Genomic DNA, 13,573 nt, shown 5'->3' with positions numbered 1-13,573 from the left:
GCAAAATCAGCTCGTTAGAAAGAGTTTGTTTAGAGTGATTCTAAATAAGGGATTGCGATCGTCCTGATTTTTGTACTAAAAAAATATCGCTATGAGTTCTCAAGAAATTATAAAAATTGAAGACGACTTTACGCTTATCCGTTTTCAAAACGACAGTCCAGAACCTTTTTCTGCACAGAGAGAAGTAGGTAGTGGCCTGATACAGTTTCACTTTGGGATAAAAGGCAACGCCAAATTTTTATTCAATCAAGGAAATTATGCTCTTGAATTGAAGGAAGAAAAATCGCTGCTTTTGTATAATCCGCAAAAAGAATTACCACTGAATTTAGAATTATCTCCAAATTCTTGGGTAATATCTGTAATAGTATCGATCAAAAAATTTCACGCGTTGTTTTCTGCAGAAGCAGATTATATTACTTTTTTAAGTCCTGATAATAAGGACAAAAAATATTATAACGAAGGAAATATTAGTCCTTCTATGGCTATTGTGTTGAGTCAGCTCTTTCATTATAACCTTCATCCATCGATAAAAAACCTTTATTATAAAGGAAAAGGATACGAATTGTTGAGTTTATATTTTAATAGAACCGAAGATCCAAATGCAGAACAATGTCCGTTTTTGATTGATGAGGATAACGTTCTAAAAATTAGAAAAGCCAAAGAGATTATCATCGCCAATATGGCCGAACCACCTGGATTACAAGAACTGGCGGATGAAATTGGTTTGAATTTGAAGAAACTGAAAATGGGTTTCAAACAAATTTATGGCGATACCGTTTACGGTTTTCTTTTCGATTACAAAATGGATTTCGCCCGAAAACTTCTTGACAGCGGATCTTATAATGTAAACGAAGTTGGATTGAAAATTGGCTACAGCACCGGAAGTCATTTTATAGCAGCTTTTAAGAAAAAGTTTGCTACAACTCCAAAAAAGTATTTGATGTCGATTAACACGAATGTTTAGATTGTTTTCGCCACGAATTTCACAAATTAGCACGAATTAAAAAATCTGCAAGATCTGCGAAATCTGAGTGAAAATTTTTAAAAGATCAATTTTCGATATTCAACAATAAATAAAAAGTAATAATTATCATATTTCTAAAAAGCAGCAAGTTCTACTTTTGACGAAATTTTTTTAAAACAAATAAAATGCTTCAAGCCAAAAGCTTCAAGCCAAAAGCAAAAATATAATGAAAGGCGTATTATTAGTAAATCTAGGATCTCCAGAAAGTCCAACAACAAAAGATGTAAAACCTTATTTAGACGAATTTTTAATGGATAAATATGTGATTGACGTTCCGTATTTATTGAGAGCTTTTTTAGTTCGTGGAATTATTTTAAGAAAAAGACCAGAAGAATCAGCACACGCATATGCAAAAATTTGGTGGGAAGAAGGTTCTCCATTAGTAGTTCTTTCTGAAAGAATGCAGAAAAAAGTGCAGCCTTTAGTAAATGTTCCGGTTTCGTTAGCAATGCGCTACGGAAGTATGACAATCGAAAAAGGACTTCAGGAATTGCATGATAAAGGAGTTACTGAGGTAATGCTTTTCCCACTATATCCGCAATATGCAATGGCTTCGACTTTGACCATTTTAGTAAAAGCCGAAGAAATTCGTAAGAAGAAATTTCCTCACATGACTTTTACAGATGTTCCTGCGTTTTACAATAAACCAGATTACATCAAGAATTTGGCCGATTCTATTCAAAAACATTTAGTGGGTTTTGATTATGATCATTTGTTGTTTTCGTATCACGGAATCCCAGAACGTCATATTCGCAAAACCGATGTAACAAAATCTCATTGTAAAATTGATGGTTCTTGTTGTAATACACCTTCGCCTGCACACGATTTTTGTTACCGTCACCAATGTTACGAAACGACCAGACAAGTCATTAAATTATTAGGACTTCCGGCAGATAAATACAGTTTAACTTTTCAATCGCGTTTGGCGGGTGATAAATGGTTAGAGCCTTATACAGATGTTGAAATTGACAGAATGCCAGCAAAAGGTATTAAGAAGCTTGCGGTTGTAACACCAGCTTTCGTTTCGGATTGTCTTGAAACTCTTGAAGAAATTGCAATGCGCGCCAAAGAAGATTTTGAAGCAAATGGAGGCGAAGAATTCCTGGCGATTCCATGTTTGAACGATGATGATGAATGGTGCCAGACAGTTGGAAATTGGATTAACGATTGGGCTAAATAGAAAGTAGAAAGTAGAAGAAAGAGTATAGAATAAAGACTTTAAAATGGAATATTATAACTATCTAAAATCGCTACATATTATTTTCGTACTAACTTGGTTTGTGGGATTGTTTAATATAGTACGTTTGTTTGTGTATCAAATTGAAGCCAACGATAAACCATCTCCTGAAAAGGAAATTTTACAGGCGCAATTTAAAATAATGAGTTATCGTTTGTGGTACATTATTACGTGGCCGTCAGCAATCTTAGCTAGTATTTTTGCTTTTTGGATGTTGTTTTTTACAGATTTAGGAAACGCTTGGCTGAAAATGCCTTGGATGCACATTAAATTAGGTTTCGTTTTTCTATTGTATTTGTATCATTTAAGATGCCATCAAATTTTTAAGCAATTACAAAACGATGAAGTAAAATACTCAAGCAACTATATGCGTTTATGGAATGAAGGTGCAACAATTATATTATTTGCAGTTGTTTTTTTAGTAGTTTTAAAAAGCGCCTTCAATTGGATCTTCGGGGTAGTTGGGATCATTTTATTCTCAGCTTTACTTATGCTGGGCTTTAAGTTTTACAAAAGAATTAGAGAGAAGAAATAGTTGTAAATTATTAATTATAAATTGTTAATGGCGAACTTAAGATAGCCAGAGAATAATTTATAATTAACAATTTATAATTAACAATTAAAATATATGCTGAACAACTTCAAAATGTCGATGCTTTCTCTTCGTGTTAGGATTTTCCTTTCGATGATCGTATTGATTGTTGTAGCATCAGTTTTATTAGCTTCAATTTCGATTATACAGTTTAAAACTGAGGCTAAAGAATACCATCAAGAACGTTTAGAACGAAAGGAAAATGCAGTAAAAGAACACATTAATTATGTGCTTTCTACTACTACTTATCCCTTAAAAACGGGAAATTTAGATTTAATTTTTAAAGATAAAATTCACGAATTAGCCCAAATTCATAAAATTGAAATTAATATCTATAGTCTGGATGGGAAACTGCTTAAATCCTCAAAAGAATCATTTGCAGTAGATAAAGCACCACCGCCGATTCCAGAATATATACTCAAATTAGTTCGATCCTCGATTGAAAAGCGTTTTGTAGATATCAAAACGATCGACGGAGTCAAGAACCGATCTTCTTACAGTTTAATAAAAGACGAAAAGTTTAAGCCTCTCGGGATTTTAAATCTCCCGTATTTAGAAGACGATGGCTATTATGACAACGAATTAAATACCTTCCTGATTCGGTTAAGTCAAGTTTATTCCTTTATGTTGGTCGTGGCATTTGCCTTGGCTTATTTCCTTTCCACTTATATAACTAAGTCGCTTAAAACGATTTCAGATAGATTAGAAGAAACCAATTTGGATCAGAAAAACGAGAAAATTGTTTTAGAAGCCAATAGTAAAGAGGTTAATTTCCTAATCAAAGCATATAACGGAATGGTCGAGAAACTCGAAACCAGTGCTGTAAAACTGGCGCAAAGCGAGCGTGAAGAAGCTTGGCGCGAAATGGCAAAACAAGTAGCGCATGAAATTAAAAATCCGCTTACGCCAATGCGTTTGACGGTGCAGAGTTTTCAGCGTAAATTTGATCCTACAGCACCCGATGTAAAGCAAAAACTAAATGATTATTCTGAAACTTTAATTCAGCAAATCGACACCATGACTGCGGTTGCCTCGGCATTTTCGAATTTTGCTTCGATGCCGGCACAACAAAATGAAACCTTAAATGTGGTTGAAGTTGTCGAATTGGCTTTGGATATTTTTAATGAAGATTATATTGTTTTTGAAAGTGAAGAAGAAGAAATTATTTCAAAAATGGATCGTACACAATTGATTCGTGTAATTACCAATTTGGTTAAAAATGCAACACAGGCAATTCCGGAAAGTCAGTTTCATAAATCGATCTTGGTAACCGTTAAGCGAAGAGATAACAATGTTGAGATTGCTGTAAAAGACAACGGAATTGGAATTCAGAAATCGGATATTGGGCGAATTTTCGAGCCAAAATTTACGACTAAAACCAGTGGAATGGGACTTGGTCTTGGAATTATAAAAAACATTATCGAAAATTACAAAGGAACAATTACCTTTGAATCAACTTACGGAAAAGAAACTACATTTAAAGTTTCTTTACCTATCACAAACTCATAAAATTAGCGTCATGAACTACGAAAATCTTTTAATCTCAATTGAAGAAAAAATTGCAACCGTAACCATTAATCGACCTACAAAATTAAATGCTCTAAACAAAGCGACTATTAGCGACTTAAGTAAAGCAGTTAAATTATTGGGTAAAAATGATGATGTTCGTGTGATAATAATTACCGGAAGCGGCGAGAAAGCATTTGTTGCCGGAGCTGATATTTCTGAATTTGCAAATTATAATATTATCGAAGGAGCGCAATTGGCTGCCGAAGGTCAGGAAAAGTTATTTGATTTTATCGAAAACTTAAAGAAACCAGTAATTGCCGCCGTAAATGGTTTTGCGCTTGGTGGCGGACTTGAGTTAGCAATGGCGTGTCATTTTAGAGTAGCTTCAGATAATGCAAAAATGGGATTGCCAGAAGTAACTTTAGGACTAATTCCTGGTTATGGCGGAACACAACGTTTACCACAATTAGTTGGTAAAGGTCGCGCCATGGAAATGATCATGACCGCAGCAATGATCTCTGCAGAAGAAGCTAAACAATACGGTTTAGTGAATCATGTTGTACCTCAGTCAGAACTTTTGGCTTTTACAGAAGGAATTGCTCAAAAAATAATTAAAAACGCTCCATTTGCCATTAGTAAAGCCATAAAAGCAATTAATGCTAATTATACAGATGGTAAAAACGGTTTTGATACCGAGATAAAATCTTTCGGCAAATGCTTTGGAACAAAGGATTTTAAAGAAGGAACAACAGCATTTCTAGAAAAAAGAAAAGCTGAATTTACAGGAAAATAAGCTATAACACAGAGTTGCACAATCCCGAAGTATCGGGATCAAAGAGAGTCACAAAGAAAAAAATTAATACAAAGCTTTGTGTAACTTTGCGGTAAAATGACAATACAGTGATACGTAAGGTAAAAATATAGAACCTTAGTATCTCAGAACCTTAGAAACTAAAAAAATGTACGAACCAATATTCGCTCTATTTTGCGAACGCGTTAAAGAGAGTATTCAATCAGGTACTTTTGCCAAACTAACTCTGGCAAAAACCATGGGTGATACCGAGATTAAAAACATCTATTTCCGTTTAGTTTTAAACGAAGACAATACCTATTCTATTTCATTAACAACACGTTACAAAACGGAAGAAATAGAAAGCATTCATACTCTGGACGAAGCTTTGCTAGTTTTAGGAACTTATATAAAGAATCCGTTTTTAACAGCACTTTTATTTACAACAGTTAATGATGTGACTTTTAAAGTAAATAAAAAGAATGCGGGAAGTATTATTGAGCAAGAACCAACATTCAAAAATGCCTCGCCAGTAATGCTAGAAATGATCGAAAAGGGGATTGTATAGATAAGTTTTATTAGATATATAAAGTTTTTCAGGCTGAGCGAAGTCGAAGCCTCGTTTGCTGAATTACTTTGCGGGACTTTGACTTCGCTCAGCCTGACAAAAAAATAAAACCTTAATAAATCTTTGTGTTAATACTTCCTGAATGTCTGTGAAATAAGACTAAACCAATTTCACGTACAAATTCGAAGCAATTTTATTCGAAATCGATAATTCTCGATCGTCAACTTTAATCTTTACAGATAAATCAAAAGACTCTTTGGAGAGAAATTCAATTCTTGAACCCAAAGCGATTTCTTGCTTATCCAGATATTTTAAGAATTCTGATGAAGTATCTTTTACGCCCACACAAACACCCATTTGATTTTCAGATAATTCAGAAAGTAAGTGTTTCTCTATTTTAATAATTCTTCCATTTGCATCCGGAATTGGATCACCGTGAGGATCTTCGGTCGGATTTCCCAGAAAATCATCCAAACGATTAATTAATTGTTCAGATTTGATGTGTTCCAATTGTTCTGCAATATCGTGAACCTCATCCCAACTAAAGTTTAGTTTCTCTACCAAAAAAACCTCCCATAAACGATGTTTACGAACAATCATTTTGGCAGCTAGTTTTCCGTTATCAGTCAATGAAACACCTTGATATTTTTTATAGTTCACTAAATCTTTATCCGCTAATTTTTTAAGCATATCCGTCACCGATGAAGCTTTGGTTTCCATCATTTCGGCAATAGCATTAGTACTTACTTCGCTATCTAGAGAAGCAGTTAAGTGGTATATTGATTTAAGATAGTTTTCTTCTGAAAAAGTCATTTTTTTTCTTTTTGAGGGACAAAGATTTAAAGGGACAGAGGTTCAAAGGTTTTAAATCTTTGTCCCTTTGCAACTCTGTTACTTTGAGCCTATTTTTTAACAATCAACAAAGGTATAGAAATTTTATGTCTCAATTTGTCTACAGTTGTACCAAACAAAATATCTTTTAAACCAGTGTGTCCGTGTGTTCCCATTACTAAAATATCAAAATTCCCAAGGTTAATAATTGTTGGAATAACAGTATTTGGTTTTCCAAAACCAAGTTCCGTTTCTATCTTGAAACCCTTTTTCGAAAGCATATCCTTATATTCTAATAATAGTTTTTCATCAATAGTAGTTTCGTGATCGTCTATGTTTTCTCCATACATTAATGCACCAACAGTTTCCACAATGTGAATTAAGGTGTATTGCGCGTCGATTCCGCCAAGTTCGAAGGCATTGTTTAATGCAATCTCATCGGCCTTAGAAAAATCAACAGAAATGGCTATATTTTTCTTGCTGTACGTTTCTTGAGGAGCATACTGCAATTTTAAATGATGAGGTGAATGGTTTTCGATATTCGATTTTGCTCTGGTAATAAAAGGTTTTGCAATGATGTAAAGCAACAACGCCAAAAAACCAAATGCAAGGGGAACAACAGTAAACCAAATAATCGCTTGATTATTTGAATTCTCGAGCCAAGAACTAATTTCATCGTAAACTAATTTTGCATTTAACGAAACAATGATTAAAGCTATAATCCAAGCTACAATTTGAGTGGTTTTTGAAATATGGAAACCTTTCATTTTACTTTTGTCGCTTACAAAATGAATCAATGGAATAATGGCAAACCCCAGTTGTAAACTTAAAATAACCTGACTTAAGATTAAAAGTTTTCCCGTTACGCTTTCTCCATAAATTAAAATAACAACAACGGCAGGAACAATAGCAATTAAACGTGTAATAATGCGTCGTACCCACGGCTGAATTCGTAAATTCAAATAACCCTCCATAACAATTTGTCCAGCCAAAGTCCCGGTAACGGTAGAGCTTTGCCCCGCAGCAATCAATGCAACGGCAAATAAAATGGGCGCCCATTTTGTTCCCAATAAAGGCTCAAGAAATTGATGTGCATCTTGAATTTCGGCAACTTCAAACATTCCGTTTTTGTAAAATGTGGCTGCGGCCAAAATTAAAATCGCAGCATTTACAAAAAAGGCTAAATTTAAAGCAATTGTTGAATCGATTAAATTGTATTTTAAGGCTTGTTTGATGCCCGCTGGAGTTCTATCAAATTTTCGCGTTTGCACTAAAGAGGAGTGCAGGTATAAGTTGTGCGGCATTACAGTAGCACCAATGATTCCGATGGCGATGTACAAAGCTGCTGAATTTGGAATTGTTGGAATCAAACCATAAATTACTTTATCTAATTCAGGTTCAGCAAAGATCATTTCAAATATGAAAGAAAATCCAATAATGGCCACTAATACAATAATAAAAGCTTCCATTTTTCGAATCCCTTTATTGATAAGGAAAAGCAGTAAAAAAGTATCCAGAACCGTAATTAAAACACCTTCGATGAGCGGAATATCAAAAAGAAGATTGATTCCGATGGCCATTCCTAAAACCTCTGCTAAATCGCAGGCAGCAATAGCAATTTCTGCCAGAAAATATAAAATGTAATTAATAAACTTAGAATAAGTTTCTCGAGAGGCTTGCGCTAAATCGCGCTGTGTTACAATTCCAAGACGTGCACTTAGGCTTTGGAGCAATAAAGCCATCAAATTACTCATTAGTAAAACCCAAAGCAAAGAATATCCAAATTGGCTACCACCAGCAATATCTGTTGCCCAGTTTCCGGGATCCATATAGCCAACACTTACTAAATATGCCGGGCCCAAAAAGGCTAATATTTTTCTAAATCCTGTTTTTTTATGCTCTGTTGCAACTGATTGATGAACTTCTTCTAACGATTTGGTCATTTTAAAAATGTTGTTTGAACAAATATATAGAAAAATTATATTCGCTCAACAATATTTTTAGACGAGTCTAAATATTAAATGTTAGAATTTAAACAATTTGGGCATAATCCTGATAATGTAAAGTTTATGTCGTTTACTTTATAATTGTGCGGAATGATGTAACTCGGCTTTACATTTTCGAGACAAGTTACCTCTAAACATTTCTCGCAACTAAAATGTGCGTGATTATGAATGTGCACTCTTTGCGCATTATGATGACATTTTGCGTATTTAACTGTCCCGTCAAGATTAACAATTTTATGCACTACATCATCATTTACTAAACGATCTAATATTCTATAAATCGTTACGCGGTCGCATAAATCTTCGGTAAGTTTATGAATTTCTGCGTGTGATAAAGCGGTTTTAGATTTTTCAAAAATCTCCAGAACTGCTGTCTTTGCTGTGGTGTTACGAGCTATCTTCATTGTGTATCAATTAAAAATATCAAACGCAACAATGTTGCATTTGATATAAATGTATATATTTGCAACAAAATTGCATTAAGCAAATATACAAGAAATGAAAAAAACAACCTCATCTTTTTACGATATTTTAGGAATTTCAAGCGCGACTGTTTGTCTGATTCATTGTTTGGTTTTTCCTCTTCTAACTATTCTTCCTTTAGGATTAAGCCATAATCCTTTTATCGATTTGCTTTTTGCTTCAATTGGGCTTTTTGCAATTTTTAAAATTATCAAAAAATCAAATTTATTGGTTTCTGGAATTCTTGTCGTTTCAATGGCATTAATCTGGATTAGTGTTTTAAGCGAATTAATTCTGGACATTCATTTAGATCTAATTTATTTTGGAGGAATTGGAATGATCGCGGGTCATCTTTTAAATTATAAATCTCATAAAAAATAGAAATTATGATAGAACAAAAACATTTTGACGTGATTATCGTGGGCGGGAGTTATAGCGGACTTTCGGCCGCAATGAGTTTGGGACGTTCGCTACGTGAGGTTTTAGTTATAGACAGTGGTTTGCCTTGCAATAGACAAACGCCACATTCTCATAATTTCATAACGCACGATGGTGAAAAACCTGCTGTTATCTCGGCGAAAGCCAAAGTTCAGGTAGATTTTTATGATACAGTTCAATTTTATAATGGTCTTGTAGTAAGTGCAATTAAAACTGAAAATGGATTTGAGATTAAAACTGAATCTGGTAAAATTTTCACATCGAGAAAAGTTTTATTCGCAACAGGCGTGAAAGATCTTCTTCCGGAAATTGACGGTTTTAAAGAATGCTGGGGAATTTCGGTTTTGCATTGTCCATATTGTCATGGTTATGAGGTGAAAAAAGAAAAAATGGCTATAATTTCCAATGGCGAAATGGGTTTTGAATTTGCTAAGTTAATCTCAAATTGGACTAAAGATTTGAAATTGTGCACCAACGGAAAATCAACATTAACTTTAGAACAAACCAAAATACTTAAAAAGCATAATGTTCAAATTTTTGAAGAAGAAATAGATTTATTAGAGCATAAAAACGGTGAAATTAAGAACATCATTTTCAAAAACCAGGGAAAAGTTGCTGTGAAAGCGATTTATGCGAGACCACCATTTGAGCAGCATTGCCAATTACCAAAAGATTTGGGTTGTGATATAAATGAACAAGGTTTATTAAAAGTCGATACAATGCAAAAAACAAATATTTCGGGTATTTATGCTAGCGGAGATTGCGTAACTCAAATGCGATCTGTTGCGATTGCAGTTTCTACAGGATCTTTTGCTGGCGCAGTGATTAATAAAGATCTTATAGATGAAGATTTTTAGTGTTTTAAACCCGACAGGTTTTTAAAACCTGTCGGGTTTGTCATTTACGTGTCTTGCATTCCCCCTAGCTTCAGCTAGGGGGAATAATATTGAATTAAAAAAGGGCTTTAGCCAAACTTATAAGATTTGGCTAAAGCCCTTTTTTGTCCTTTTTTTTCTCATCCAGCTAAAGCAGGACGCTATTAAAAAACATTGAAGCCTTATTTCAATTTGCTTGAATAGAAATATAACATATTGATGTGTCAAGAGTTATAAAATTGTAATTCTAAAATCAATATTTGTCAAATTTAATTTTTAGTTTTGTCTAAATTTAATTTTATAACAATGAAAAAACTATTTTTGATATTGATTATGTTTAGTTTACAATTTTCGTTTGCACAGGAAACCAATTCTGTGTCCGGATTTATAACAGGAGAGGGGCATAAAGTAAAGCTTGTAAATGTTCATTTATTAGGAACAAAACATAAAACAGTAACGGATAGTTTAGGATATTATAAATTAGAAAATGTTGCGATAGGAAATTATACAATTCAGATTTCTCAAATGGGCTTTCAGACTTTAAAGAAGAAAATTGAAGTGGCAAAAGATTCCATTCAGACTTATAATTTTGAATTGACGGATAACGAAAACCAACTAAACGAAGTAGTGGTTTCAGGAACTTTAAAAGCGGTGAAACGTTTAGAAAGTGCTGTTCCTGTTGAGGTTTATTCGCCAGTTTTCTTCAAAAAGAATCCAACACCAAGCATTTACGAAGCATTACAAAACATTAATGGCGTTCGACCTCAATTGAATTGTGGTGTTTGCAACACCGGAGATATTCATATAAACGGATTAGAAGGTCCTTATACTTTGGTTTTAATTGATGGAATGCCCATTGTAAGCAGTCTTTCGACTGTTTATGGTTTGTCTGGAATTCCAAATTCATTGGTCGAAAGAATAGAAATTGTAAAAGGCCCTGCTTCATCTTTGTACGGGAGTGAAGCTGTTGGTGGTTTAATCAATATTATTACCAAAAATCCAACGAATGCAGCTTTGTTTTCGACAGATGTTTTTACAACATCGTATTTAGAAACCAATGTCGATTTGGGAATGAAGTTTAATCCAACTAAAAAATCTACGACACTTTTAGGAATCAATTATTTCGATTACAACCAGGTTGTGGACAAAGACAAAGATGGTTTTACAGATGTTACGCTTTCTGAAAGAGTTTCGGTATTTAATAAATGGAGTTTTCAGCGAGATAATAATCGTCTTTTCACTATCGCAGCGCGCGGAATGTACGAAGATCGCTGGGGAGGAGATGTGCGTTGGGAAAAGAAATATCGAGGTGGTGACGAAATTTATGGCGAAAGTATTTATACCAAAAGAGGAGAATTAATAGGAAGTTATCAATTGCCGTTTGAAGAAAAATTAATGCTTTCTTTTTCTGGAAATGTACATTATCAAGACAGCCGTTACGGAACAACTTCGTATATCGCCAATCAAAAAATTGGATTTCTGCAATTGACTTGGGATAAAAAAATTGGTCGAAACGATTTCCTTGCCGGAATTGCCAATCGATATTCGTATTACGACGATAATACAACGGCAACAAAGGAAGCTGAAAGCACTTGGTTGCCAGGGATTTTTGTTCAGGACGAAATTACGCTTTCGCCAAAAAGTCAAGTTTTGCTAGGAATGCGTTACGATTACAATTCGATTCACGGTTCTATCTATACACCAAGAGTGGCATATCGATGGAAAAAGAATGAAAACACAATTTTTAGATTAAACGCCGGAACTGGATTTCGCGTAGTGAATTTATTTACCGAAGATCACGCAGCGCTTACAGGTTCTAGAGATGTTATTATTAAAAGCGATTTAAAACCGGAACAATCTGTGAATGCGAATCTAAATTATATTCAGAAAATAAACTTTACGAATGGAACTTTTATCGGAATTGAAACTACAGCTTTCTACACCCGTTTTAGCAACAAAATTATATCGGATTATGAAACTGATCCGAATAAAATTATTTACGACAACATTAATGGATATGCTATAAGTCAAGGAATCAGTACAAATGTTGATGTGAACTTTACAAACGGATTAAAAATGATTTTGGGTGCAACGGTTTTGGATAATAAAAATGTTGAAAACGGAGTTTCGGAAAGACCTTTTCTAACCGAAAATTTCACAGCAACCTGGAGTGTTTCGTATAAAATAGAATCACTAAATTTATTGCTGGATTATACAGGAAATGTTTACAGCCCGATGAAGTTACCTTTGTTGAGCGAATTAGATCCAAGAAGTCCGAAATCACCTTGGTATAGTATCCAAAACATTCAGTTTACTTATTTTGGATGGAAAAATTTTGAGCTTTATGGCGGAGTAAAAAATCTTTTGAATTTTACACCAAAGCAAAATAATCCGTTTTTGATTTCAAGAACAAATGATCCTTTTGATAAAAATGTGCAATACGATGCAGCCGGGAAAGTTTTGGTCACTCCTGATAATCCTTACGGTTTGACTTTTGATACAACTTATGTTTATGGACAAAATCAGACAATTCGCGGCTTTTTTGGATTGAGATATACTTTGAGGTAAATTTTTAATGCTACAGATTTCAAAGATTAAAAAGGATTTATGACTGGATTGTCGGACTGAGCGGAGTCGAAGTCTCACATGCTGAATCACTTTACGGGACTTCGACTCCGCTCAGTCTGACAAACGTTAATCAAAATTTAGAAAAGATTGGAAAAATCAATTAAATCTTTTTAATCTGTGGCAAAAAACGAAACAAATGAAAAAGCTATTTCTAATAATTATCTTCTTTGGAATAACCTCATCAGGATTTAGCCAATTAAAAAGCAAATCTTTTGAAGAAGTAGATCATTTACAGCAAATTCAAAAACGAAAAACAATCGTTTTCATTCATACCAATTGGTGTCAGTTTTGTCAAAGAATGAAAAGCACGACTTTTAAAAATCAGGAAATCATCGAAAAACTAAACTCAGATTTTTATTTCGTTGATTTTAATGCCGAAGATAAAAAAGATGTAAGTTTTAATAATCGGGTTTTTAAATATAAGCCTTCAGGGAATAATGTAGGCGTTCATGAATTAGCCCTAGAATTAGGCACGATGAATAACCAAATTGTTTATCCGGTTTTGTGTGTTTTGAATGAGAAGAACGAAATCATTCTTCAATACAATAATTATCTTAGCCCAAAGGATTTTAAAGTTATTTTGGAAAAATTAGAAGAATAAAATTCCTTATTT

At 33.8% G+C, this 13,573-nt stretch carries 13 protein-coding genes; 10 read left to right on the top strand and 3 right to left on the bottom strand.

Annotation, left to right across the window (positions count from 1 at the left end):
* Window positions 1-91 precede the first annotated feature (91 nt).
* From IW18_RS22185 to IW18_RS22160, 6 genes are all read left to right on the top strand, one after another.
* Window positions 92-964 carry an AraC family transcriptional regulator gene (locus IW18_RS22185; RefSeq protein ID WP_041520392.1) on the top strand — a complete coding sequence of 291 codons (873 nt, stop codon included), beginning with the start codon at window positions 92-94 and terminating at the stop codon, window positions 962-964.
* 226 nt (window positions 965-1,190) lie between these two features.
* Window positions 1,191-2,204 carry a ferrochelatase gene (gene hemH / locus IW18_RS22180; RefSeq protein ID WP_041520391.1) on the top strand — a complete coding sequence of 338 codons (1,014 nt, stop codon included), beginning with the start codon at window positions 1,191-1,193 and terminating at the stop codon, window positions 2,202-2,204.
* Window positions 2,205-2,247: 43 nt separating this feature from the next.
* On the top strand, window positions 2,248-2,796 hold the full coding sequence (locus IW18_RS22175; protein ID WP_041520390.1) for a CopD family protein: 549 nt from the start codon (window positions 2,248-2,250) through the stop codon (window positions 2,794-2,796).
* Between the two features lie 150 nt (window positions 2,797-2,946).
* Entirely contained in the window at window positions 2,947-4,362 is a 1,416-nt protein-coding gene (locus IW18_RS22170; protein ID WP_084608007.1) for an ATP-binding protein, read from the top strand.
* Between the two features lie 10 nt (window positions 4,363-4,372).
* Window positions 4,373-5,155 carry an enoyl-CoA hydratase/isomerase family protein gene (locus IW18_RS22165; RefSeq protein ID WP_041520388.1) on the top strand — a complete coding sequence of 261 codons (783 nt, stop codon included), beginning with the start codon at window positions 4,373-4,375 and terminating at the stop codon, window positions 5,153-5,155.
* 166 nt (window positions 5,156-5,321) lie between these two features.
* On the top strand, window positions 5,322-5,720 hold the full coding sequence (locus IW18_RS22160) for a hypothetical protein (protein WP_041520387.1): 399 nt from the start codon (window positions 5,322-5,324) through the stop codon (window positions 5,718-5,720).
* 159 nt (window positions 5,721-5,879) lie between these two features.
* On the opposite strand, the gene IW18_RS22155 is transcribed toward IW18_RS22160, so the two are convergent.
* From IW18_RS22155 to IW18_RS22145, 3 genes are all read right to left on the bottom strand, one after another.
* The gene (locus tag IW18_RS22155; protein WP_041520386.1) at window positions 5,880-6,533 is read right to left on the bottom strand and encodes a metal-dependent transcriptional regulator; all 654 of its coding nucleotides are present in this window, start codon (window positions 6,531-6,533) and stop codon (window positions 5,880-5,882) included.
* A gap of 89 nt (window positions 6,534-6,622) precedes the next feature.
* On the bottom strand, window positions 6,623-8,494 hold the full coding sequence (locus tag IW18_RS22150) for an Nramp family divalent metal transporter (RefSeq protein WP_041520385.1): 1,872 nt from the start codon (window positions 8,492-8,494) through the stop codon (window positions 6,623-6,625).
* Window positions 8,495-8,568: 74 nt separating this feature from the next.
* Window positions 8,569-8,961 (bottom strand): Fur family transcriptional regulator, encoded by a 393-nt coding sequence (locus IW18_RS22145; protein ID WP_041520384.1) that lies wholly within the window; start codon window positions 8,959-8,961, stop codon window positions 8,569-8,571.
* 94 nt (window positions 8,962-9,055) lie between these two features.
* Between IW18_RS22145 and IW18_RS22140 the strand changes: the two genes are divergently transcribed.
* The 4 genes from IW18_RS22140 (at window position 9,056) to IW18_RS22125 (ending at window position 13,561) form a co-directional block, all read left to right on the top strand.
* A complete protein-coding gene (locus IW18_RS22140; RefSeq protein ID WP_041520383.1) occupies window positions 9,056-9,400 on the top strand; it encodes a MerC domain-containing protein in 345 nt (114 codons plus the stop codon).
* Between the two features lie 5 nt (window positions 9,401-9,405).
* Entirely contained in the window at window positions 9,406-10,314 is a 909-nt protein-coding gene (locus tag IW18_RS22135) for an NAD(P)/FAD-dependent oxidoreductase (RefSeq protein ID WP_041520382.1), read from the top strand.
* Between the two features lie 324 nt (window positions 10,315-10,638).
* Window positions 10,639-12,900 carry a TonB-dependent receptor gene (locus IW18_RS22130; RefSeq protein ID WP_041520381.1) on the top strand — a complete coding sequence of 754 codons (2,262 nt, stop codon included), beginning with the start codon at window positions 10,639-10,641 and terminating at the stop codon, window positions 12,898-12,900.
* Window positions 12,901-13,096: 196 nt separating this feature from the next.
* A complete protein-coding gene (locus IW18_RS22125) occupies window positions 13,097-13,561 on the top strand; it encodes a thioredoxin family protein (RefSeq protein WP_041520380.1) in 465 nt (154 codons plus the stop codon).
* Window positions 13,562-13,573 lie beyond the last annotated feature (12 nt).

This window comes from Flavobacterium hibernum (genome assembly GCF_000832125.1).
Taxonomy (GTDB): Bacteria; Bacteroidota; Bacteroidia; order Flavobacteriales; family Flavobacteriaceae; genus Flavobacterium; species Flavobacterium hibernum.
Note: the sequence above shows the minus strand (reverse complement) of the source record. Positions and strands in the feature narration are given on the sequence as shown.